This is a genomic window from Patulibacter ginsengiterrae, from assembly GCF_056269115.1.
Genome location: NZ_JBWDOG010000002.1, coordinates 324,303 through 345,494, shown reverse-complemented (window position 1 = coordinate 345,494; position 21,192 = coordinate 324,303). Strand labels below are relative to the sequence as shown.

The following is a 21,192-nucleotide window of genomic DNA, read 5'->3' as shown; positions in this document are numbered from 1 at the left end:
CCCTCAGAGCGGCGGCCGGCGGTCGGCCCACGGCCGTGCCGCCTCGAGCTGGGCCGCCAGCCGCAGCAGCAGCCCGTCGGACCCGAGCCGGCCGACGAACTGGACGCCGAGCGGCAGCCCGTCGGGCGTCCAGTGCAGCGGCACGCTGGTCGCCGGACGACCGGTGATGTTCGCCAACTGGGTGTACGGGACCCAACCGAGGTTCTCCTGGATCAGCTTGTCGATGACCCCGAGATGCGGCAGCAGCCGGGTCGCACGGGTCTTCAGCAGCACCCGGGCGGCGATCCGCTCGCCGCGGCTGCTGTCGAGCTCGCCGATCCGCAGCGGCGGACGCGAGAGCGTCGGCGTCAGCAGCAGGTCGTAGCGCTCGTGGAAGCGGGCCAGGTCGCGGACGTAGATGTGGCGGCGCTCGACCGCGTCGACGAGGTCGACCGCGCGGGTCGCGCGGCCGAGCGCGGCCGTCAGCAGCGTGTCCTGCTCGAAGCCCTCGTCGCCCGCACCGGTCAGGCGCTTGGTGGCGTCGACGTCCCACGCCAGGTTGGCGAACCAGGTGGTGAGGAAGTCGCGGGCAAGCGCGGCGTCGTCGGTCGGGGACGTGACCGGTTCGACGTGGTGGCCGAGCTCCTCCAGCAGCTTGGCCGTCTCCGCCACGGCCGCGACGGCGGCCGGATCGGTCGCCGGGTTCAGCTTCGAGTCGGTGTGGAAGCCGATCCGCAGCTTGCCCGGGTCCCGGCCGACCTCGTCGAGGAACGCGCCGTCGGGCACGGCCGGGAGGTACGGCGAGGCCGCGTCGGGGCCGGCGAGCACGTCGAGCATCGCGGCGCTGTCGCGGACGGAGCGCGAGATCACGCCGTTGGACGCCGAGCCCTGGAGCGGCTCGCCGACGCTCTGGCCCCAGGAGACGAGGCCGCGGCTCGGCTTGAGCCCGAAGAGGCCGCAGCAGCCGGCCGGGATCCGGATCGAGCCGCCGCCGTCGCTGGCCCCGGCGACCGGGACGATCCCGGCCGCGACCGCCGCAGCGGATCCCCCGGAGGACCCGCCCGGGGTCCGTCCGAGGTCGTACGGGTTGCGGGTCGCGCCGAACAGCGTCGGCTCGGTCACCCCCTTCGACCCGAACTCCGGCGTGTTGGTCTTGCCGAAGATCACGAGCCCGGCGTCGAGCCAGCGCTGGACGACCGTCGAGTGCTCGGCCGCCGGCGCCGTCGCCAGCGCGCGGCAGCCGAACGAGGTCGGCTGGCCCGCGTAGTCCTGGCCGAGGTCCTTGATCAGGAACGGAACGCCGGCGAACGGCCCGGAGAGCTGCTCCTCGGTGCGCGCCTTGGCCTCCCCGTCCATCCGGCGGACGATCGAGTTGATCTTGGGATCGACCTCGGCGGCTCGCCGCTGGGCGGCGGCGAGCGCCTCCGCAGCGGTGATCTCCCCCTTCGCGATCAGCTCGGCCAGGCCCAGCCCGTCGAGGCCGGCGTACTCGGTGCTCTCCATCGGTTCTCCAACCACGTCGGTGTGTCTCGGTCGGCAGTCTGGCGGATCACCCGCGACGGTGGGGAGTTGTCTGGACCGTCAGGCCACGTCCCGCTCGACCTCGCGGTTCCACTCGGCCTTGCTCGCCTGCCAACCGTCCTCGGTCAGGGTCTGCTTCCAGTAGCCGGAGATCGACAGCGCCTCGCGCGGCAGCGCCCGGTCGACGAGCAGGTGCCGGCGGAGCGCGCGGACCGCGTTCGCCTCGCCGTGGACGAAGACCTGCGGGGTCCCGGCGGGGAAGTCGAGCGCCGCGACCGCCGGAAGCAGCCCCTCGCCGATGCCGCCGCGCCGGTGCAGCCAGGTGACCTGGAGGTCGGCCGGCGTGGGCAGCGGCAGCTCCTCCGCGGCGTCCTCGACCTCGAGGATCACGTACACGGGCACCCCGGCGGGCATCCGCTCCAACGAGGCCGAGATCGCCGGGACGACGCTGGCGTCGCCGACGAGCAGGTGCCAGGCCGCGTCGGGATCCGGCAGGTAGGCGCCGCCCGGCCCGAGCAGCTGGATCTCGTCGCCGGGACGGGCATTGGCCGCCCACGGGCCGGCGACCCCGGTGTCACCGTGGTGGACGAAGTCGAGGGTCAGGCGAACCCGCTCGGGGTCCCAGGCGCGGACCGTGTAGGTGCGGGTCCGCGGCCACTGCTCGCGCGGGAGCTCCGCGCGCACCTGCTCGACGTCGAAGACCATCCCGTACGGCGCTCCCGGCGCGGGGAACAGCAGCTTCACGTAGTGGTCGCTGAACGCGCCCGCGGGGAACGCCCGCAGGTCGTCGCCGCCGAGCACGACGCGGATCATGTGCGGCGTCAGCTGCTCGGTCTGCTCGACGCGGGCGCGCAGCGGCCGACGGACGGGGCGGGTGGGCGGGGTGCTGGGGGTGTCGGGCATCGGTCCTCGTTCGGTTCGCTGCTCGGGACCACCTATGTTAGGGATGCCTTAGTTCGGGGCCCGGCTGCCTGGCCCGAACGCCCCGGAGCGGGTGCCCCGCCGCCCGCGCGACGCCCACGGCCTGCGCCCGCGCTACCCGCCCTCCGGGTCCTCGGCCGGCTCGGGGTGACGTCCGCCGATCGGATCCGGCCAGCGGTCGCGCACCTGCTCCGGCGTCATCCCGTAGATCGACCCGATCCAGATTCGCAGCAGGACGTCGACCATCTCGTCGGCGGTCGGCGGCGGATCCTCCGCCGCCCACCGCACGAGCGAGGCCTCGGTCGCCATCGTCAGCGCACTGGCCAGGCGGCGAGCGTCTCCGGCGGGCGCGCGGCCGGCGGCGACCTCCTCCGTGATCCAGGTCGAGATCGCGGCGGTGAACTGTCGCTCGATCTCACGACGAGCCTCGAAGAAGACCGGCTCGTGGTACGAGGCGGCGAAGAGCGCCCCGAGGGTCGACGCGTGGTGCTGATGCAGCACCACGAGGCCTTCGAGGGCGGCGCGGGCCGAGTCGTAGAAGCTGACCGAGCGGTCGAGCCACTGCTGCCCCTCGGAGCGGCTGAGGATCTCCTGCTGGGCGCCGATCGTCAGCTGGAGGAGCAGATCGACCAGGCCGTCGAAGTACATGTAGAACGACGGTCGCGAGAGCGTCGTCTTGTCCATCACCCGGGCGACGGTGAGCTCGCGCCACTCGTACTGACGGAGGGCGGCCGCGGCACCGTCCAGGATCTCCTGGCGGGCATCGGCCGGCGTCCGGCGCCTGCGGGTTGGTCGGGGGCCGGGGCTACCCCGGCGGCCAGAGTCTGCGGGCATCCCCCGGAAGCTTAGACCGCTTGCGTGCATCGTCTATATACACGATGCACGCCAACTCTTTTCGGGCGTTCAGCTCCCGGTGGGAGCGGTGATCTCGGCCACCCCGATCACGAGGCCGGCATGAGCCGTCGTCGTCGGAGCTGGCCCAGGCGGTCAGCCCGCGAGCGGGCACCCGACCGCGGCGAAGGCGGGACCGTGCGGGCGAGACGCCGACGGCAGGACTGTGGTGGTCATGTCACGGGAAACGCGGCCGATCCCGGACGGGATGGCGTGCGAATCCGCCGCTCCCCGGTCAGCGCCGGAGCCGGGCGTAGCGCCGCGCCGCGAGCGGCAGGAAGATCGCGGTCAGCAGCAGCGGCCAGACGACGGCCATCAGGATCGCGTGCTGAGCGACCCACGAGTCGCCGCCCCAGCCCGGGTTCCCGAACAGCTCACGGGTGGCGGAGACGGTCGCCGTCAGCGGATTCCACTCGGCGATCGTCCCCAGCCAGCCGGGCATCGTCGACGGCGCGACGAAGGCGCTCGACAAGAAGCCGATCGGCCAGACCAGGACCTGGACGAGCATCACCGACTCGGGCCCCTTCAGCACCAGGCCGAGGTAGATCCCGACCCACACGAAGGCGAACCGCAGGAGCAGCAGCAGCCCGACCGCGATCACCGCGTTGCCGATCCCGTCGTGCGCCTGCCACCCGACCAGCAACCCGCAGCCGAGCATCGCCGCCAGGCCGAGAACCGAGTTGGCCATGTCGGCCAGCCCACGTCCGACCACGACCGCCGAGCGGGCCATCGGCATCGACCGGAAGCGGTCGGTGATGCCCCTGGCGGCGTCGGTCGTCACCGCCAGGATCGTCGCCTCGATCCCGAAGGTCATCGTCATCACGAACATCCCGGGAAGCAGGAACTCGAGGTACTCCCCGCCGCCGGGCACCGACATCTGGCCCCCGAAGAGGAAGCCGAACATCAGGACCATCATGATCGGGAAGGCCAGCCCGGCGACCAGCAGGCCGGGTCGGCGCGCCCAGTGGGCGAAGGTCCGGCCGGCGATCGTGCCGGCGTCGGCCGCGGCCCAGCGCAGACGGCTGGCCACACGCGGGGAGGCGGTCGTCGTGCTCATGCGGACACCTCGGTCGTGGCCTGGTCGTCGATCGGCAGTGCCGCCGGGCCGTCCCGACGGCCGCCGGTCAGGTGCAGGAAGACCTCGTCGAGGGTCGGCCGCCGGACGGCGATGTCCTCGGCCTCGATCCGAGCGGCACCGAGCCGCGCCACGATCGCCGCCAGCGCGCCCATCCGGTCGTCGACCGGGGCGCTCAGCCGGCGGCGGTCGCGATCGACCTCGACCGGCCCGCTGGCGCACGCCGCGAGCTCATCCGCAGCGCTGGCCAGATCGGCGGCGTCGACCACCACCAGGTCGATCCGGTCCGCCCCCAGCCGCGACTTGAGGGCCTCCGGGCTGCCGTCGGCGATCACGCGTCCGTGGTCGATCACCGAGATCTGGTCGGCGAGCTGGTCGGCCTCGTCGAGGTACTGGGTCGTCAACAGCACGCTCGTGCCGTCCGCGACCAGCCGCCGCACGGCGCTCCAGACCTCGCTGCGTCCCCGGGGGTCGAGTCCGGTCGTCGGCTCGTCGAGGAACAGCACCGGCGGGGCGAGGATCAGGCTCGCGGCCAGGTCGAGGCGCCGCCGCATCCCACCGGAGTAGTCGCTGATCGGCTTCGCGCCGGCATCGGTCAGGCCGAACTGCGCGAGCAGCTCGTCGGCCCGCCGCCGCGCGGCCTTCGGGGCGAGGTGGAAGAGCCGGCCGAAGAGGGTCAGGTTCTGGTGGCCCCCGAGCAGCTCGTCGACCGCGGGGTGCTGGCCGACGAGGCCGATCCGGTGGCGGACCTGGTCCGCCTCCCGCTCGACGTCGAAGCCCGCCACGCGGGCCGAGCCGCCGTCGGCGCGCAGCAGCGTGGTCAGGATCCGGACCGCCGTCGTCTTGCCCGCGCCGTTCGGTCCGAGCAGCCCGCAGACCGTTCCGGCCGGCACGGCGAGGTCGAATCCGTCGAGCGCCGCGCGCTCGTCGTAGTGCTTGCGGAGGCCGGTTGCCTCGACCGCCAGGGTGGTTCGTCGCATGTCGCTCCTTGATCTCCGTACGCCATACGGAGTGAGGTCGGGGTCGAACACCGTACTGCATACGGAGTTGCTTGTCTAGGATGGACGGCGATGAGCACCGAATACAGCGGCGGCGGGGACCCGGCCCGTAGCCTGGCCCTGCTCTGGGGGGTCGCGAAGACGCCGAGCCGGGGTCCCAAGGCGGGCCTGACGGTCGAGCGGATCGTGCGGGCCGCGATCGAGCTCGCCGACGCCGAGGGCCTGCCCGCACTGTCGATGCGGCGGGTCGCCGAGCGGCTCGGCGTCGGCACGATGTCGCTCTACACCTACGTGCCGGCCAAGGCCGAGCTGCTCGACCTGATGCTCGATCGCGTGATGGCCGAGACGGTCCCCGACCGCGACGAGGCTCCGGCAGACCGGAAGCGGGCCGCGGCGGGGGTGGGCACGGCGGAGACCGGAGCGTCCCCCGCCCCCGATCCGACCGCCTGGCGCGGGCGACTCGAGGCCGTCGCCCACGCCAACCGCGAGCTGTACCTCCGTCACCCCTGGCTGCTGCGGGTCGTCACCAGCCGCCCCACGCTCGGCCCCGGCGCGACCGAGAAGTACGAGCACGAGCTGCGGGCCGTCGACGGCATCGGCCTGAGCGACATCGAGATGGACGCGGTGGTCGCCCTGATCGGCGGCTTCGTCCAGGGTGCCGTCCGCGGGGTCGCCGATGCGGCCGAGGTCGAGCGGCAGAGCGGCCTGACCGAGCTCCAGTGGTGGGAGGCCTGCGCCCCGCTGTTCGCGCAGGTCTTCGATCCGGCGCGGTTCCCGGTCGTCACCCGCGTCGGCGCGGCCGCCGGCGAGGAGCACCAGAGCGCGACCAGCCCCGACCACGGCTTCGCGTTCGGGCTCGATCGGGTGCTCGACGGGATCGACGTGCTCGTGCGCTCACGGACGGGAACCGCAGGGTGACGGCGCTGATGGTCCGGATCGCCGGCCCGGACGACGTCGCGGCGCTGCGGAGCCTGGTCGAGTCGGCCTACCGCGGTGAGGCCAGCCGTGCCGGCTGGACGACCGAGGCCGACCTGCTCGACGGGCAGCGGACCGACCCGGCGATGCTCCGCGAGCTGCTCGCCGACGAGGCCACGGCGATCCTGCTCGCGGAGGACGAGCAGGGCCTGCTCGCCTGCTGCCAGCTCGAGCACCGCGGGCCGACCACCTACTTCGGGATGTTCGCCGTCCGGCCCGGCGATCAGGGCCGCGGGACCGGCCGCCAGATGCTCGCCGCGGCCGAGCACCACGCCCGCACGGACTGGGGCGCGGCCGAGCTGGAGATGACCGTGATCGCCCAGCGCACGGAGCTGATCGCCTGGTACGAGCGGCGCGGGTACCGATCGACCGGCGAGACCCGGGCGTTCCCCTATGGTCGCGACGAGTTCGGCCTCCCCCGCCGGACCGACCTGGTGCTGAACGTGCTCACCAAGCGGCTCGACCACGAGGACGCGGTGGCCCACCCCCGCCTATGACCCGCGGGGCCACGGAACCGATCGCCTAGAGGCCCCAGGTCCGCTGGCGCTCGGGGGCGATCCGCAGGATCACGCGCTCGCTGGTGATCGCCTCGGGGTCGTAGTCCTGGCCGGTGTACTTCTGGGCGAGGGCGTCGATGTGATCGCGAGCCTCCTGGCCGCCGACGGTCCCGACGACGCGCCCGCGGGCCTCGCCGTAGCGGTAGGGCTGGGCGGCGTCCCAGATCGCGAGCGTCACGCGCGGGTCGTCCTGCACGGCCCGGAACTTGCGGCGGTGGATCTCGGTGTTGATCAGCAGGTGGTCGTCGTCGGCGTCCACCCACATGATGTTCGTCATCGGCTGACCCGACGGCAACAGGACCGAGAAGGCGGCGAAGTTCGGGCCGAGGGCGAGGTCGCGGATGCTGGGTTCGAGCATGCCCCCACCATAGATCGAGCATCGCCCTTCGACCAGCCTTGAAGTCGAGCCCGATCTCGCGGCTGGGATGATCGGTCGGTGCCACCCGACGAGCTGCCCGCCACCGACCCCCGGAAGACCGCCAGCGCCACGCCCCGGGCCGGCGACGAGGCCCCGACGCACGCCCTCGCCTCGGACGACAGCGGATACGTCGCCGCCCACGAGGGCTGCGTGGCGATCGACCGCTCGGACGTCGGCAAGCTCGCGATCAGCGGCCTCGACGCGATCGGCTTCCTCCAGGCCCACCTGACCGTCGACGTGCTCACGATCGAGGTCGGATCCGGCCGTACGGCAGCCCTGCTGACGCCGAAGGGCGCGCTGCTCGGCAGCCTGCGGGTCCTCCGCGGCAAGGGAGCGATCCACCTCGACTGCGAGCGGGCCGCCCTCGAGGGGATCTTCCGGAGCTTCCACCGCGGAAGCGTCGGCTGGGAGATCGAGCTCGGCAAGCGCACGCTCCAGCTGGCGCAGGTCGCCCTGATCGGGCCCGCCGCGCGGGCCGCGGTCGGGGTCGCCGCCGACGCACCCGAGCACGAGCACCGGGTGGTGCGGATCGGCCGGACCTGGGCGTTGGCGATCGCGACCGCCTACGGCGTCGACCTCCGCTGCGCGAGCGACCGGCTGCCCGGCCTGCTGGAGGGACTCGAGGCGCTCGGGGCCGCCCACGGCGACGAGCCGCTGTGGGACCTGCTGCGGGTCGAGGCCGGGCAGCCCCGCTACGGCGCCGAGCTCGACGAGCGGACGCTGCCGGCCGACGCGGGCCTCGTTCCCGACGTCGTCGCGCTCGACAAGCCGCTCTACCCCGGGATGCAGACCGTTCTGCGCCAGGAGCGCAGCGGCACCGTCCACCGCACGCTCCGCGGCCTGCGGCTCGACGCGCCGGTCGCCGGCGACGCGGCCGTGACCAGCGAGGACGACGCGGCACTCGGCCGGATCGGGACGGCCGTCGTCTCCCCCCGCCTCGGTCCGGTCGCGCTCGCGATCCTCCGCCGGAGCGCCGAGCCGGGCACCCGCGTCCTCGTCGGTGAGGATGCGGTCCCGGGCGAGGTCGTCGCGCTGCCGTGGTGAGCGGTCGGGCGGGACCGTCGCCCGCCCAACCGGCCCCCTCAGCCGAGCTCGTCGAGCGGGATCGCCGTCAGCTTGACCGATGCCGCGTTGCTGGTCATGGCGCCGGTCCCGCAGACGATCCGGAGCAGGTTCCCCGGATTCGCCGTGGTCGTGCCGTGCACGAACACCGGGGTACGAGCGCTGGCCGAGGCGGCCGGCCGCACCTGCGTCGTGTCGACGGTGCTGTTCCCCGACATCAGGTTGCACTCGACGATGTCGTCGTTGAGCGTGGTCAGCGTGAGCTTGCCGGTCACCAGGTAGGTGCCGGCGGGCACGAGCTTGGACAGGACCTGCGTCTCTGTGTTCGCCGGCAGGTTGAGGCTGCCCAGCGACGACCGGTAGAGCTTGAGGATCCCCGACGGGCCCTGGGGTCCCTCCGGGCCCGGCGCACCGGCCGCACCGGCCGCGCCCGGGGCTCCCGGAGCGCCCTGCGGGCCCGCGGCACCGGCCGGTCCGGCGCTCTTCAGCGAGGCGATCGCCGCCGCGCTGAGGTCGGATGCCGAGAGCGACTTGCTCTTGATGTCCGAGCCGGTCAGCGACGAGCTCTTGATGTCGGCCCCGGTGATGCTGTTGTTCTTGATCTCGGCGCCGGTGATCAGGCTCGCGGCCGTCGCTGTGCCGGAGAGCGCGACGAACAGCGCGACGCCGGAGATGACCGTGGCGGGCTGCGGGCGGCGACGGCGGCGGGGTTCAGTGGTCGACATGCGGATGCTCCTGGTTCTCGGGGGTGTCGTTGTCGGTGCCCGACGCGGCCACCGACAACGCGGAGGCCAGCTCGATCCAGCCGCGGAACGCCACGGAGCGACCGGCGTCGTTGCGGACGCGGCCCCGGATCGGATCCTCGAACGACTCGATCTCGCAGACGAGCGTGATCGGCGAGGCTTCGGACACGTCGACAGCCTGCTCGGCGGCCGCTCCGAGCGCATGAGGGACGACCCCCCTGAATCGGCCCTGGGGGATCGCTCGGGAGCTCGGCGCGCCGTCGCCGACGCGCTAGACGACGCCGCTCAGCGCCCGCCGCGAGCGCACGCCGAGCTTGGCGTAGACCCGCGTGAGGTGGTTCTCGACCGTCTTCGGCGTGACGAACAGCTCCTCGGCGATCTCGCGGTTGGTCGCCCCGGCCGACGCCAGCTCGGCCACCCGCCGCTCGGAGGCGGTCAGGTCGTCGAACAGCAGCCGCGCGGCCGGTGCCCCCGCGACGGCCAGCTCGTCGGCGATCCTCCGCGCGACGCTCCGCGCCCCGCAGGCAACGGCCACGTCGAGCCCGGCCCGCAGCGCCTCCTGGCCCGCCACCCGCTTCCCGGTCCGCAGCAGCGCGACGCCGAGGTCGGCGCGGGCGCGAGCGTCCTCCGTCCGCAGATCCGACCCCGCCAGCGCCGCGACGGCATCCTCGAGCCCGCCGATCCGCCGCGCGGCCGGCCCGGCCAGGGCGACCGCCCGCAGCGCGACCCCGAGCGCCGCCGGACGCCCCCACCCCTGCGCCCAGGCCAGCTGCTCGCCGGCGAGGCGCTCGGCCTCCGGGTCCGGCCCGCCGCGAGCGCGGCTCCGGGCGACCAGCGCCCGCCAGGCCAGCGAGCGCATCGGCCGCCCGACCTCGTCGTCCTCACGCAGCGCGACGACGTCGGCGAGCACGTCATCGGTCCGATGCTGGGCCTCCCGCAGCCGCAGACGCGCCCACGGAATCCAGCGCATCACCGTCGGTCCGCCCGGCCCCTGCTCCAGGCCGGCCGCGACCAGCTCCGCCTCCGCCCCGGCCAGGTCCCCCTGATCGACCAGGCCGAGCACCACGTAGGCCGCGTTGACCGGGACCATCACCGGCGGGATCGCGCCGCGAGTCGCCGCGCGGGCGTCGGCCTCGGCCGCCGCGGGCCGGCCCTCGCCGAGCGCGAGCACGGCGCGGGTCCCGAGCGCTCCGGCCCGGGCGAACGCCGAACCACGGCGCTGCCCGTCGCGCAGCGCCGCGTCGATCGTGACGCGGGCCGCCGTGTGCGCCTCGCAGATCAGCAGCGCGTAGGTCGCCATGTACCAGTGGAGCGCCTCCGAGGAGTCCTCCGCGACGAGCCGGCCCCCGGCCAGCGCACGTTCCGCCAGCTCGGTGACCGTCGCCGCCGGGGCTCCCGCCGCCTGCTCGTCCTGGGCCAGCAACGCCAGCACGGTCCGCTCCGCTCGCGTGGCGCCGGCGAGCGGACCGTGGCGCCGGAGGTCGAGTCCGTGCGGCATCCCGGAGAGCCACGCCAGCAGCGCGAGGTCGGCCTCGAGCTGGAGCGCCTGGTCGCTCGCGCCGAGCGCGGTCAGCTCGGTGACGGCGTCATGGACGGTGGTCCGGGCGACCCCCATCCCCTCCGCCGCGAAGGCCGCGAACGCCCGGTCGCGGTAGACGTCGGCCCGGCGGGCGGGATCCTCGATCACGGCGAGCGCGTGGTCGAGGTGGCGGATCCCGTCGGCGAACGCCCCGACCCGGACCTCGGCGCGACCGAGCTGGGCCAGCACCGATGGCCGTCCGGCCGACTCCGGCGGCTCCGCCAACGCCCGCCGCAGGTGGGTCGCCGCGACGTCGGGAGCCCCGGACCGGAGCGCCCGGCTCGCCGTGCGGAGCAGCACCTCGACGACCGCCGGCCGACCGGCCGGTGCCGTCGCCAGCGCGTGGGGCAGCAGCACGTCGTCGTTCGCGCCGTCGGCCACGAGCGCCGCGAACGCGCGCTGGTGGGCGCTCGCCCGCAGCGACGGCGGCGTGTCCTCGACGATCGCCGCCCGGACCAGCGGGTGGATCAGCCGCGGCCTCCGCGCCCCGTCGAGGATGCCGGCGGCAGTCAGGCTGTCGACCGCCGCCGCGGCCTCGTCGACGGGCAGCTCGGCGACCGCCGCCGCGTGCCGCAGCTCGCTCTCGCCGCCGAGCACGGCGACCGCCTGCGCCAGCTGCCGGGCGGGCGCGCCGAGATGGCCGAGCCGGAGCAGCAGCGAGCGCCGGACCCCCGCCGGACCGGTGTGGGCGATCCCGGCGACGTCGACCTGCTCGGGCAGCTCGTGCGAGCCCGCCAGCTCGACGCCCAGCTCGGTGACGAAGAACGGGTTGCCGCCGGTCGCCTCCGCGCAGGCGCCGACCAGCGCCGCAGGCACCGTCTGGCCCCCGAACGCCCCCGACACCAGCTGCCCGACGGCCGCTCGCGTCAACGGCCTCGGCCGCACGACGAGCGCCCCCGTGCTCCCCTCCAGCTCGTGGATCAGCGGCAGCGCCGGCCCGGGGTCCGCCTCGCGGGCGCCGAGCACCAACGCGATCGGCAGGTCCTCGAGCCGCAGCGCGAGGTGCGCGACCGCGCGCAGCGAGGCGACGTCGGCCCAGTGCGCGTCGTCGAGCACCACCAGCAGCGGGTCGCTCGCCGCGAGGTTGGCGAAGAGCCAGCCGAGGCCGTGGAGGAGCTCCGGCGTCGGGTCGTGCAGCGGGCCGGCGTCCGCGGCCGGATCGGCCAGCGCGAGGAGCCGTGCGGCCGAGGCCGCCGGACCCCGGAGCAGTGCCTCGCGCTCGCCCGCCTCGGCGCCGAGCAGTGGACGCTCGACCAGCCGTCGCATGAGCCCGTACTCGACATCCTGCTCGAGCACTCCGCCGCGGGCGTGGAGCACGCGCAGTCCCCGTTCGCCGGCCGCGTCGCGCGCGTCGCGCAGCAGCGTGGTCTTGCCGATGCCGGCCGGCCCGACGACCAGCGCCAGGCCGCCGTGCCCCGACCGAGCACGATCGAGCAGCTTCGTGAGCGCGGCACGCTCGCTCTCGCGCTCGAGCAGGACCGATGGGTCGGCGTCCATGCGCCGATCCTAGAGAACGCCAACGCGCCAGATCACGCCGGGTCTCCGCCGTACGCAGGCAGACCTCGTCGCGCCGATGCCCCACGCCGCTTCCCGACCCGATGGAGCGGGCCATCAACGATCCGGCCCGCTCCATCGGCTCGCGGAAGGACCCGGCGTCGATCCGGTCCCGGCGCCCGGGCGTGCCGGGCGCCGGGACCTGCGCTCAGTTGACCTTGGAGGCCTTCTTCTCGGCCTTCGCCTTCGGCTCGGTGGCCGTCTTCCCCTCAGCGGCCTTCTTCGGCTCGGCGGCCTTGGGCGCGGCCGGTGCCGGCGCCGGCTTCTTCGCCGCGCCGACCGCCGGCTGGCGGTAGTCGTCGCCGAACAGGGCCCGGTCCTCGTCGGCGTACGGGATGCCCTCCTCGATCCAGGAGTAGCGGCCGCCCAGGACCTTCTGCGCCAGCTCGAAGTTGGCGTCGTCCTCGTTCGCGCGCAGCTCGGCGAAGAGGTCCTTCGCGCGGCGACGGGCCTGGAGGCAGAAGAGCCCGGCCAGCTCCTCGATCTCCTGCCGGCGCTCGGGATGCGCCTTGATCTGCGCGTCGGCGTAGGTCACGGCGGCGGCGATCGAGAACAGCTCGGCGCCGATGTCGACGATCCGGCCGAGCACGGCGCCCTTCTGCTCGAGCTTGGCGCCGTACCGGCCCATCGCGTAGAACGTCGTCCGCGCCAGCTTGCGCGAGTTCCGCTCGACGAACCGCAGGTGCGTCGCGAGCGGGCCGTGCTCCTCGTAGGAGCGCGGGTTCTGGCCCTCGCCGTGGGTCAGGGTCGGGAACCACTTCGCGTAGAACTTGCCGGCGCCGACGGCCAACTTGGCCTTCTCGGAGAGCCCACCGTCACCCTCGATCAGCTCGCCGGCGATCTGCAGGTGCTGGTCGACGGCCTCACGGGCGATCTGCAGGTGCATGATCTCCGTCGAGCCCTCGAAGATCCGGTTGATCCGCATGTCGCGCAGAGCGCGCTCGACGGGCACCGGACGCTCGCCGCGGGCCTGCAGCGACTCGGCGGTCTCGTAGCCGCGACCGCCGCGGATCTGGACCAGCTCGTCGGTGACCTTCCAGCCGAGCTCGGAGCCGACGAGCTTGGCGACCGCGGCCTCGATCCGGATGTCGGAGCGCTTCGAGTCGGCGAGGCGACCGGTCACGTCGACCAGCGCCTCGAGCCCGAAGGCGGTGGCGGTGATGAAGGCGACCTTCTGGGCGACCGGGTCGTGCTGGCCGACCGGCTTGCCCCACTGGACGCGCTCGGTGGCGAACTCGCGGGCGACGCGGGCGGCCCACTTGGCCGTGCCGGCGCAGATCGCGGGCAGGGCGAGGCGGCCGGTGTTGAGGGTCGAGAGGGCGATCTTCAGGCCCTGGCCCTCCTTGCCGATCAGGTTCTCCTTGGGGACGAAGACGTCCTCCAGCAGGGTGACCGAGTTCTCGATCCCCTTCAGGCCCATGAACTGGTTGCGGTGCTCGACGCTGACGCCCTCGGAGTCGTACTCCAGGACGAAGGCGGAGACGCCGCCACGGTGACCCTCGCTCTTGGGGATCTTGGCCATGATCACGACGATGTCGGCGATCGCGCCGTTGGTCGCCCAGAGCTTGCGGCCGGTGATCCGGTAGCCGCTGCCGTCCTCGGTCGGGATCGCCGCCGCGGCCACGCGGGCCGGGTCGGAGCCGACGTCGGGCTCGGTCAGGAGGAAGGCGGAGATGTGGTCCTTGGCCACCTTCGGGAGCCACTTCTGCTTCTGCTCCTCGGAGCCGAACAGCATCAGCGGCTCGGCGACGCCGATCGACTGGTGGGCGGACAGCAGCGCGCCGAGCGAGCCGTGCCAGGTGCCGACCATCGCCAGCGCGCGGTTGTAGTCCACCTGCGAGAGCCCGAGGCCGCCGTACTTGGTCGGGACCTTCATGCCGAAGGCGCCGAGCTCCTTGAAGCCGGCGATGACCTCGTCGGGGATCTTCGCGTCGCGCTCGATCCGGAGGTGGTCGACCTTCGTCTCGAGGAAGGTCTTGAGCTTGGCGAGGAAGACCTCGCCCTTGGCCGCCTTCTCCGCGTCGTCGGCGGGCAGCGGGTTGATCAGGTCGAAGCGGAAGTCACCGAGGTAGAGCTCCTTGCCGAAGCTGGGCAGCTTCCACTCGGTCTCACGGGCCTCTTCGGCGAACTTGCGGGATTCGGCGCTGGTCGGTTCGGTCGTCACGGTGGTCGCTCCTGGGATGGATTGACTAGTCAGTCAACATGCCCAACGGTAGCGCGTCTGGCCGCCGAAGACGACCCCCGACCGTGACCCGAACGTCCCGGAACGACGACGGGCCGCCCCGGAGGACGGCCCGTCTCGAACCTATACGGCAGTCGCGGCGAGGCCGCGGCGGATCAGCTGGTGGCGATCCGGCGGGCGCCGACGTAGTTCGCGCCCCAGTAGCTGTCGTTGATCTGGTGCTCCATCACGCCACGGGTCGTGGCGGAGATGACCGTGGTCGCGCTGGTCGCGATCCCGACGTGGGACGCGCCGCTGCCGGCGGTCGAGAAGAAGACGAGGTCGCCGGCCTGGATCTCGGCCTGGGCGACGGCGGTCCCCTCCTTGTACTGCTCGAAGCTCGTGCGCGGCAGGTTGATGCCGGCCTGCTTGTAGATGTAGACCATCAGGCCGGAGCAGTCGAAGCCGCTCGGGGTCGTGCCGGCCGAGCGGTACGGCACGCCGATCTGGCCGTTGGCACCGGCGACGGCGGCGGCGAGCGCGGCCGGGGTGGCCGTGCCGGTGGCGCTGCGGGCCGAGGCTCCGGCGAGCTTCTGCTCGACGGCCGCGACGAACGACAGCTTCATCGTCTTCAGCGTCTCGAGGTTCGGCCGGCCGGTCTTGGTCAGCTTCTTCTGCGTCTGGTACCGGCGCAGGGCGACGCGGGTCCGTGCGCCGAGCGCACCGTCGGCGCGAACGCGGACCTTGCGCTGGACCTGCTTGGTCTGGGTCCGGGTCAGGCTGACCGCGCGCGTGGCCGAGACCGCGGTGGTCGTCGGCGCGGCGGGCGCATCAGGCGCGGCCACGTCGGGCGTCGCGGTGCCCGGGTCGGGCGCGGTGACGGCCGCGTCCGGGGCGGTGACCGTCGTGCCACCGGTCGTGTCGTCGGCGGAGGCGGTCGAAACGCCGCCCAAGGCCAGGATCAGCGCCAGCGCGGCGCCCCGTGTCGTCAATCTCACTGTGCTCGTACTCTTTCGTCGGCCTACGGGGTTAGCTGACGGGCGAGCGCAGAAAGAGCAGCGCTTCCACCGACTTCGTGGATTAGCCCCAGAACTGGGTGGGTCCCCCGTTCGCCGGAAAGGACTCCGGCGACTCGGCTCGGGGCACCGTAACAGAGCCGTCGGCCGGGTTACGTCAGCTCCTCTTCGCTGCAGGCCCGGACCCGGCGCCAACCGACCGTTCGGCGGCTGCTCGGCCTGCGCGCACGCCCCGGCAGCCCGCTCGCCCAGGGGCGGTCGATCGTCCGTTCCCCACGGGCTCCGCAGGGTCGCCGTATAGCCTCCGGATCATGCCGCTCCGTCCCGTCGCCGCCGACCTCGCGGCGCTCTACTACGCCGCCTCCGCCGAGCTCGGTGAGGCCCCGTGGTTCGACGCCCACACCCACATCGGGCAGAACGATCCGGACGGGCAGAAGGCGACGGCCGAGGAGATCGTCGCCGGACTCGACGCGGCCGGGCACCAGCGGGCCCTGACCTTCGCGATGCACGAGCCGGACGGCTACCGCGACGCCAACGACGTCGCGATCGCGGCCGCAGCGGCCTCGGGCGGACGGCTGGTGGCCCTGGCCCGGGTCTCGCCGACCGCCGACGACGCGTTCGCCGAGGCCGAGCGCTGCCTCGCCGCCGGCGCCCGCGGCTTCAAGCTGCACCCGCGCAGCGACGAGTTCGCCCTGACCCATCCGGTCGTCGAGCAGGTCGTGGCGCTCGCGGCCGAGCACCGGTTGCCGGTCCTCTTCCACGCGGGACGGGGGATCCCGCAGCTCGGCCGCGCGGCCGTCGGCCTCGCCGAGCGCTACCCCGAGGCGCGCCTGATCCTCGCGCACGCGGGGGTCAGCGATCTCGGCACCCTCGCGGAGCCGGCCGGGCGCCTGCCGAACCTCTTCTTCGACACCTCCTGGTGGCACCCGTCGGACCTGCTCCAGCTGTTCTCGACCGTTCCGCCGGCGCGGATCCTCTACGCCAGCGACATGCCCTACGGGCCGGGGATGTTCAGCGGCTTCGCGTTCCTGCGCTCGGCGGCGGCGGTCGGGCTGGAACGGGACGTCGTCCGCGAGATGGCCGGCGGACAGCTCGGGCGGATCCTCGCCGGTGAGGATCCGGTCGACCTCGGCCCCGCTCCCGGCCCGGCCGCGCTCGGGCCGCGACTGATCGCCGCCGAGCGGGTCGCCTCCTACGCCGCGGCGGCGATCCAGCTGGCCTTCCGCGAGAGCGACCCGACCGAGCCGATCGCGCTCGCCCGCTGCGGCTGCCAGACCGCCGACCCCGAGGGCGACGAGGGGCGGCTGCTCTGCTTCGCCGACCTGCTGCTGGAGCGGGCCCAGAAGCAGCTCGCCGACGGCGCCACCGACGCGCTCGACGCGCTCGGCACCGTGCTCGCCGCGGGCTTCATCGCGGCGACCCCGACCGCGGGCACGCCCGAGGTCACGTTCCCGGACTGAGCCCGGCGTCGACCGGCTCGCTCAGGTCGCGGTGGCGCCGTCGCCGTCGTCTCCGCGCTGGGTCAGCGCGTCCCGGCCGACCACCAGCCAGGTCAGCCAGAGGCCGAGCGCGAAGAGCGGGATCCCCATCGCGACCTTGGCCACGCCCAGCGCGACCAGCGCGCCGGCAGCGTAGAGCGGCAGTTGGACGGCCAGCCGGATCACGAACAGGCCGACCCAGATCCAGCTCGCCCGCGTGTAGACCTTCATCAGCTGCGGGTCCTTGCGCCACCCCATCCCTTGGCTGCTGATCGCGCTGATCGCCACCCCGATCAGCGGCCAGCGAATCAGGATCGAGACGAGGTACGCGGTCGCGTAGGCGAGGTTCAGCAGCAGGCCGGGCAGGAAGAAGTCCTCGGCCTTGCCCGTGCGCGAGACGACGAACCCGGCCAACGCGATCCCGGCGAGGCCGGAGAGCGCGAACTGGACGGTCTGCCCCCGGATCAGTCGCGCCACCGTCAGCACCGCGCCGACGGCAACCGCCACGATCGCGGCGAGGTTGGTGTCCTGGCCGGCGGCGGTGTAGACCGCGACGAAGAGCGCGGCGGGCACGGCCGACTCGGCCACGCCGAGCGGCCCGCCGATCGCGTCGGTCAGCGACGGCGGCGGCGACTGGTTCGGCTTCTCGACCTTGATCTCGTCGGCCCGGGTCGCCGATGCGCCGGCCTCGTCGCCCGCCTGCCCTGCGGCGGAGTCACGGTCGGCCGACGGCGAGGTCCCGGCTCCGCTTTCGGCAGCGGTGGCTCCCGCGTCGGCGTCGGGCGCGGCCTGCGGCGCGGGCTGCGGCCCGTCGGAGGTGGAAGCGGAGGGGTCGGACACGGACTCGGGCACGAAGCCCCAGCGTACCGGGCCGGAAGCGGTCGCTCTGCATACTTCTCGGAGCGTGCCGGCCGTTGCGGTCCCGGGCGCCGCTCGACCACCCGAATAAGATTGCTTGTCGCATGAAGACCACGACCGCCCGGCGTTCCCACCCCAACCTCACGCTGGCCGTCCTCTCGCTCGGTGCCCTCGCCTACTCCCTGCTCCAGTCACTGGTGGCACCAGCCCTCCCGGACATCCAGCATGCGACCGGGGGCTCCCCCAGCTCGGTCAGCTGGATCCTGACCGGCTTCCTGCTCAGCGCCTCGGTGACCACGCCGATCCTCGGGCGGCTCGGCGACATCCACGGCAAGGAGCGGGTCCTGCTCGGGGTGCTGGTCGCGCTCGGGATCGGGACCGTGATCTCCGCCCTCTCGTCCTCGATCGAGATGATGATCTTCGGGCGGATCGTGCAGGGCGCCGGCGGGGGGATCTTCCCGCTCGCGTTCGCGATCATCCGCGACGAGTTCCCGCGGCAGAAGGTCGCCGGCAGCATCGGCCTGATGTCGTCGCTGCTGGGGATCGGCAGCGGTGCCGGCGTCGTGCTCGCCGGGGTGATCGTCGACCACCTCTCCTACCACTGGCTGTTCTGGTTCCCGCTCGCCGCGATCGTGCTGGCCGCGGTCGCCACCTACCGCTACATCCCCGAGTCGCCGATCACCGCCCCGGGGCGGATCAACTGGGCCGGCGCGCTGCTGCTCTCACTCGGCCTCGGCCTCGTCCTGCTCTCCGTCAGCCAGGCCTCGAGCTGGGGCTGGGGCTCGGGCCGGACGATCGGGCTGCTGCTGGCCGGGCTCGCGTCGATGGCCGCCTGGGTCGGGAACGAGCTGCGGTCGGACTCGCCGCTGGTCGACATGCGGATGATGCGGATCCGCGGGGTCTGGACGACCAACCTCGTCGCGATGATGGTCGGGGTCGGCCTCTACTCCGGCTTCATCCTGATCCCCCAGCTCGTCCAGGAGCCGACCAGCACCGGCTACGGCTTCGGGTCGTCGATCACGGCGGCGGGCCTGTTCATGCTGCCGTCGACGATCGCGATGCTGCTCGTCGGCCCGGCGGCCGGCTGGGTCGAGCGGCGGTTCGGCTCCAAGGCCGCGCTGCTCGCCGGCTCGCTGTTCGCGGCGCTCTCGTACCTGATGCTGGCGGTGGCCCACGACGACCACTGGGAGATCTACGTCGCCTCGGGCCTGATGGGCGTCGGGATCGGGCTCGCGTTCGCGGCGATGGCGAACCTGATCGTCGGGGCGGTCCGCCAGGACCAGACCGGCGTCGCCACCGGCATGAACACGGTCGCGCGGACCGTCGGCGGTGCGATCGGCGCCCAGCTGGCGGGGACCTTCCTCGCCAGCTCCGTGCTCGGCACGACCGGACTGCCCGCCGAGAGCGGCTACGTGGTCGCGTTCGTGATGTGCGCCGCGGCGCTGGTCGCCGCACTCCTGGTCGGCCTGCTGATCCCCGATGCCGGCCGGGCCGAGCGGGCCGCAGGGCGAGCACCCGCCGGCGCCCGGGCCGGCGCCTGAGAGCGGCCGGACGGACGGGCGTCCGGGCAGGCCGGATCCGCGCGCGCCGGACGCCCGTGCCGGCCGCTAGCGTGCCGGCCATGGCCCTCCCCCGCTGCTACGTCGCCAGCCCGCTCGGCTTCTCCGAGACGACCCGGCCGTGGTACGAGGACGTCCTGCTCCCGGCCCTGGCCGCGGTCGTCGATCCGGTCGACCCCTGGAGCCTGACGACCGCCGAGGAGCTCTCCGCTGCGGCCGCGGCCGGACGCGACCGCGAGATCGCGCTCGAGATCGGGCGTCGCAACGCCGAGGCGATCCGCTCCTGCTCGCTGCTCGTCGCCCAGCTCGACGGCCAGGAGGCCGACAGCGGCACCGTCGCCGAGCTCGGATTCGCCGCCGGGCTCGGACGCCGCTGCTACGGGATCCGCAGCGACCTCCGTCAGGCCGGCGAGCCCGGCGTGCCGCTCAACCTCCAGGTCGCGTCGTTCGTGACCCTGTCCGGGGGCACGATCGAGGCCTCGCTCGCCGCCCTGCTCGAACGGCTGCGGGCCGACCTCCGCGACTGAGCGGGGCCCCGAGCAGCAGGAGACGGTCGCCGGAACGCCGGCCGACCGAGCGATCGGCGGCTAGATGCTGCCGCGGAGCTGGACGTGGTCGGCCTCGGCCGCACCGGCGAACGGGCGGGTCAGGCCGTAGCGGTTGAGGGTCGCCTCGGGCACGCCCTCCAGGCCCGGCGTGTCGGACGCCTGGCCGCGGGTGTGGGGATCGTTGGCGAAGCCCCCGACCTCGACCGAATGCGCCGGCGTCCGGTAGCCCGAGAGCCCGATCAGGTGCAGGTGCAGGGCCTGGCCCATGGTCTCGAGGTGCGCCGCGATCCTCGGCTCGTCGGCCATCGCGTAGTTGGTGCCGGCGGCCGGGAAGAACCCGAAGCCGGCCGACGGAGCGGCACCCCCGGAGGCCGGCCCCGCGTAGACCGTCGCCGCCGCTCGCTGGGCCTTGGCCAACTGATGGGTGAGCGTCGCGCGCGACTTGCGCAGCCCGGTGAGCTTCGTGCTCCTGGCGTTGCGGGCCCGCACGACGACGAGCTGCTGCTCGACGACCTGGAGCTTCAGGTGGGCGATCGCGTCGCGCTTGGCCGTCTCGGTCGCGACGATCGAGCGTTGACGATCGGCGAGGTGCGTCAGGCGGGTCGACTGGCGGGCCGCGGCGGAGCGGGACGCCCGCACCCGACGGGTCACGTCGGCGTTCTGGGCGGCGATCTGCTTGAGCTGCCCAACCCGCGAGAGCAGATCGGGAAATCCGCTCGACTCGACGGCGACGTCGACCAGGCCGGGCCGCGGCGACTCGTACTGCGCCACCAGCTGCGCGGCGAGCACCCGCTGGTCCCGGACGACGGCCGCTCGCAGCCGCACGAGGTCGGCGCGGGTCGACCGAAGCTCGCCCTGGAGTCGCTTCAGGTCTGCGGCATCCACCTCGAGGCTCGTGTCGAGCGGCTCCAGCTGCTGCTCGAGCTCGTCGATCCGGGCCTGGTAGGCGGAGATCCGCGCCTGGTCGCCGTGAAGGGCGTCGCGCACGCGACCGGCCCGTTGCTCGGTCGCGTCGAGCTTCCGCTGCAGCACCCCCGGATCCGGGATCGCGGCGGCCGGGGCGGCCACGATCAGGCTCACCAGCAGCGCGACCGTCGCGGTCCGGGCAGGGCGGTGGGCGGTCGGTCGGCGCGGCGCGGTCATCGTTCGGGCCATGGTCGTGCTACGGAGCCGCGGGGCGGGCTCCGTCAGCGGTCGGGCGAGCAGCCCAAGACCGTTGGCTGGCGCAAGCTAGCAATCACCCGCGGCCGGATCCGCACGTCGGCTTGCAGCCGCCCGGTCGACCCGTGCCGGGCCGGA

General features: G+C 73.7%; 19 protein-coding genes and 1 riboswitch. Of the genes, 6 read left to right on the top strand and 13 right to left on the bottom strand.

The window, feature by feature from the left end:
• Nucleotides 1-3: 3 nt before the first annotated feature.
• The 5 genes from ACVUH9_RS05030 to ACVUH9_RS05010 all read right to left on the bottom strand — a co-directional run bounded on the left by ACVUH9_RS05030 (nucleotide 4) and on the right by ACVUH9_RS05010 (nucleotide 5,367).
• The gene (locus ACVUH9_RS05030) at nucleotides 4-1,482 is read right to left on the bottom strand and encodes an amidase (RefSeq protein WP_475754547.1); all 1,479 of its coding nucleotides are present in this window, start codon (nucleotides 1,480-1,482) and stop codon (nucleotides 4-6) included.
• A 78-nt stretch (nucleotides 1,483-1,560) separates the two neighbouring features.
• Nucleotides 1,561-2,403 (bottom strand): siderophore-interacting protein, encoded by an 843-nt coding sequence (locus tag ACVUH9_RS05025; protein WP_475754546.1) that lies wholly within the window; start codon nucleotides 2,401-2,403, stop codon nucleotides 1,561-1,563.
• A 132-nt stretch (nucleotides 2,404-2,535) separates the two neighbouring features.
• Complete coding sequence (locus ACVUH9_RS05020) at nucleotides 2,536-3,255, bottom strand: TetR/AcrR family transcriptional regulator (protein WP_475754544.1); 720 nt, start codon at nucleotides 3,253-3,255, stop codon at nucleotides 2,536-2,538.
• A 292-nt stretch (nucleotides 3,256-3,547) separates the two neighbouring features.
• Entirely contained in the window at nucleotides 3,548-4,369 is an 822-nt protein-coding gene (locus tag ACVUH9_RS05015; protein WP_475754542.1) for an ABC transporter permease, read from the bottom strand.
• A complete protein-coding gene (locus tag ACVUH9_RS05010) occupies nucleotides 4,366-5,367 on the bottom strand; it encodes an ATP-binding cassette domain-containing protein (RefSeq protein WP_475754540.1) in 1,002 nt (333 codons plus the stop codon). Before ACVUH9_RS05010 ends, ACVUH9_RS05015 begins: the two co-directional genes overlap by 4 nt.
• 90 nt (nucleotides 5,368-5,457) lie before the next feature.
• Here ACVUH9_RS05010 and ACVUH9_RS05005 point away from each other — a divergent pair, with 90 nt between their 5' ends.
• Nucleotides 5,458-6,303 carry a TetR/AcrR family transcriptional regulator gene (locus ACVUH9_RS05005; protein ID WP_475754538.1) on the top strand — a complete coding sequence of 282 codons (846 nt, stop codon included), beginning with the start codon at nucleotides 5,458-5,460 and terminating at the stop codon, nucleotides 6,301-6,303.
• Between the two features lie 8 nt (nucleotides 6,304-6,311).
• A complete protein-coding gene (locus tag ACVUH9_RS05000; protein ID WP_475755080.1) occupies nucleotides 6,312-6,857 on the top strand; it encodes a GNAT family N-acetyltransferase in 546 nt (181 codons plus the stop codon).
• Between the two features lie 25 nt (nucleotides 6,858-6,882).
• Here ACVUH9_RS05000 and ACVUH9_RS04995 read toward each other — a convergent pair whose 3' ends face one another.
• Nucleotides 6,883-7,275, bottom strand: a complete 393-nt coding sequence (locus tag ACVUH9_RS04995; RefSeq protein ID WP_475754536.1) for a TIGR03618 family F420-dependent PPOX class oxidoreductase — start codon at nucleotides 7,273-7,275, stop codon at nucleotides 6,883-6,885.
• A 78-nt stretch (nucleotides 7,276-7,353) separates the two neighbouring features.
• Between ACVUH9_RS04995 and ACVUH9_RS04990 the strand changes: the two genes are divergently transcribed.
• Nucleotides 7,354-8,379, top strand: coding sequence for a YgfZ/GcvT domain-containing protein (locus tag ACVUH9_RS04990; protein WP_475754534.1), 1,026 nt, complete (start codon nucleotides 7,354-7,356; stop codon nucleotides 8,377-8,379).
• Between the two features lie 38 nt (nucleotides 8,380-8,417).
• On the opposite strand, the gene ACVUH9_RS04985 is transcribed toward ACVUH9_RS04990, so the two are convergent.
• From ACVUH9_RS04985 to ACVUH9_RS04965, 5 genes are all read right to left on the bottom strand, one after another.
• Complete coding sequence (locus ACVUH9_RS04985) at nucleotides 8,418-9,122, bottom strand: hypothetical protein (RefSeq protein WP_475754533.1); 705 nt, start codon at nucleotides 9,120-9,122, stop codon at nucleotides 8,418-8,420.
• Nucleotides 9,109-9,309, bottom strand: coding sequence for a hypothetical protein (locus ACVUH9_RS04980; RefSeq protein WP_475754531.1), 201 nt, complete (start codon nucleotides 9,307-9,309; stop codon nucleotides 9,109-9,111). Before ACVUH9_RS04980 ends, ACVUH9_RS04985 begins: the two co-directional genes overlap by 14 nt.
• A 102-nt stretch (nucleotides 9,310-9,411) precedes the next feature.
• Nucleotides 9,412-12,216, bottom strand: coding sequence for an ATP-binding protein (locus tag ACVUH9_RS04975; RefSeq protein ID WP_475754529.1), 2,805 nt, complete (start codon nucleotides 12,214-12,216; stop codon nucleotides 9,412-9,414).
• Nucleotides 12,217-12,421: 205 nt separating this feature from the next.
• On the bottom strand, nucleotides 12,422-14,437 hold the full coding sequence (locus ACVUH9_RS04970) for an acyl-CoA dehydrogenase family protein (protein WP_475754527.1): 2,016 nt from the start codon (nucleotides 14,435-14,437) through the stop codon (nucleotides 12,422-12,424).
• A gap of 173 nt (nucleotides 14,438-14,610) precedes the next feature.
• On the bottom strand, nucleotides 14,611-15,426 hold the full coding sequence (locus tag ACVUH9_RS04965; RefSeq protein ID WP_475754526.1) for an NlpC/P60 family protein: 816 nt from the start codon (nucleotides 15,424-15,426) through the stop codon (nucleotides 14,611-14,613).
• Nucleotides 15,427-15,437: 11 nt separating this feature from the next.
• Nucleotides 15,438-15,582: riboswitch (cyclic di-AMP (ydaO/yuaA leader) on the bottom strand.
• A gap of 179 nt (nucleotides 15,583-15,761) precedes the next feature.
• On the opposite strand from ACVUH9_RS04965, the gene ACVUH9_RS04960 reads away from it, so the two are divergent.
• Complete coding sequence (locus ACVUH9_RS04960; protein ID WP_475754524.1) at nucleotides 15,762-16,910, top strand: amidohydrolase family protein; 1,149 nt, start codon at nucleotides 15,762-15,764, stop codon at nucleotides 16,908-16,910.
• 21 nt (nucleotides 16,911-16,931) lie between these two features.
• Here the strand turns inward: ACVUH9_RS04960 and ACVUH9_RS04955 are convergent, their stop codons facing one another.
• Nucleotides 16,932-17,780, bottom strand: a complete 849-nt coding sequence (locus tag ACVUH9_RS04955) for a DUF3159 domain-containing protein (protein WP_475754522.1) — start codon at nucleotides 17,778-17,780, stop codon at nucleotides 16,932-16,934.
• Between the two features lie 110 nt (nucleotides 17,781-17,890).
• Here ACVUH9_RS04955 and ACVUH9_RS04950 point away from each other — a divergent pair, with 110 nt between their 5' ends.
• Both ACVUH9_RS04950 and ACVUH9_RS04945 read left to right on the top strand, forming a co-directional pair.
• A complete protein-coding gene (locus ACVUH9_RS04950) occupies nucleotides 17,891-19,327 on the top strand; it encodes an MFS transporter (protein ID WP_475754520.1) in 1,437 nt (478 codons plus the stop codon).
• An 80-nt stretch (nucleotides 19,328-19,407) separates the two neighbouring features.
• Nucleotides 19,408-19,872 (top strand): nucleoside 2-deoxyribosyltransferase, encoded by a 465-nt coding sequence (locus ACVUH9_RS04945; RefSeq protein WP_475754519.1) that lies wholly within the window; start codon nucleotides 19,408-19,410, stop codon nucleotides 19,870-19,872.
• A gap of 60 nt (nucleotides 19,873-19,932) precedes the next feature.
• Here the strand turns inward: ACVUH9_RS04945 and ACVUH9_RS04940 are convergent, their stop codons facing one another.
• A complete protein-coding gene (locus ACVUH9_RS04940; protein ID WP_475754517.1) occupies nucleotides 19,933-21,036 on the bottom strand; it encodes a murein hydrolase activator EnvC family protein in 1,104 nt (367 codons plus the stop codon).
• Nucleotides 21,037-21,192: the final 156 nt, after the last annotated feature.

Coding starts and splice junctions, on each gene's coding strand:
- ACVUH9_RS05030 (WP_475754547.1), bottom strand. CDS start 1,482: ATGGAGAGCACCGAGTACGCCGGCCTCGACGGGCTGGGCCTGGCCGAG.
- ACVUH9_RS05025 (WP_475754546.1), bottom strand. CDS start 2,403: ATGCCCGACACCCCCAGCACCCCGCCCACCCGCCCCGTCCGTCGGCCG.
- ACVUH9_RS05020 (WP_475754544.1), bottom strand. CDS start 3,255: ATGCCCGCAGACTCTGGCCGCCGGGGTAGCCCCGGCCCCCGACCAACC.
- ACVUH9_RS05015 (WP_475754542.1), bottom strand. CDS start 4,369: ATGAGCACGACGACCGCCTCCCCGCGTGTGGCCAGCCGTCTGCGCTGG.
- ACVUH9_RS05010 (WP_475754540.1), bottom strand. CDS start 5,367: ATGCGACGAACCACCCTGGCGGTCGAGGCAACCGGCCTCCGCAAGCAC.
- ACVUH9_RS05005 (WP_475754538.1), top strand. CDS start 5,458: ATGAGCACCGAATACAGCGGCGGCGGGGACCCGGCCCGTAGCCTGGCC.
- ACVUH9_RS05000 (WP_475755080.1), top strand. CDS start 6,312: ATGGTCCGGATCGCCGGCCCGGACGACGTCGCGGCGCTGCGGAGCCTG.
- ACVUH9_RS04995 (WP_475754536.1), bottom strand. CDS start 7,275: ATGCTCGAACCCAGCATCCGCGACCTCGCCCTCGGCCCGAACTTCGCC.
- ACVUH9_RS04985 (WP_475754533.1), bottom strand. CDS start 9,122: ATGTCGACCACTGAACCCCGCCGCCGTCGCCGCCCGCAGCCCGCCACG.
- ACVUH9_RS04975 (WP_475754529.1), bottom strand. CDS start 12,216: ATGGACGCCGACCCATCGGTCCTGCTCGAGCGCGAGAGCGAGCGTGCC.
- ACVUH9_RS04960 (WP_475754524.1), top strand. CDS start 15,762: ATGCCGCTCCGTCCCGTCGCCGCCGACCTCGCGGCGCTCTACTACGCC.
- ACVUH9_RS04950 (WP_475754520.1), top strand. CDS start 17,891: ATGAAGACCACGACCGCCCGGCGTTCCCACCCCAACCTCACGCTGGCC.
- ACVUH9_RS04945 (WP_475754519.1), top strand. CDS start 19,408: ATGGCCCTCCCCCGCTGCTACGTCGCCAGCCCGCTCGGCTTCTCCGAG.
- ACVUH9_RS04940 (WP_475754517.1), bottom strand. CDS start 21,036: ATGACCGCGCCGCGCCGACCGACCGCCCACCGCCCTGCCCGGACCGCG.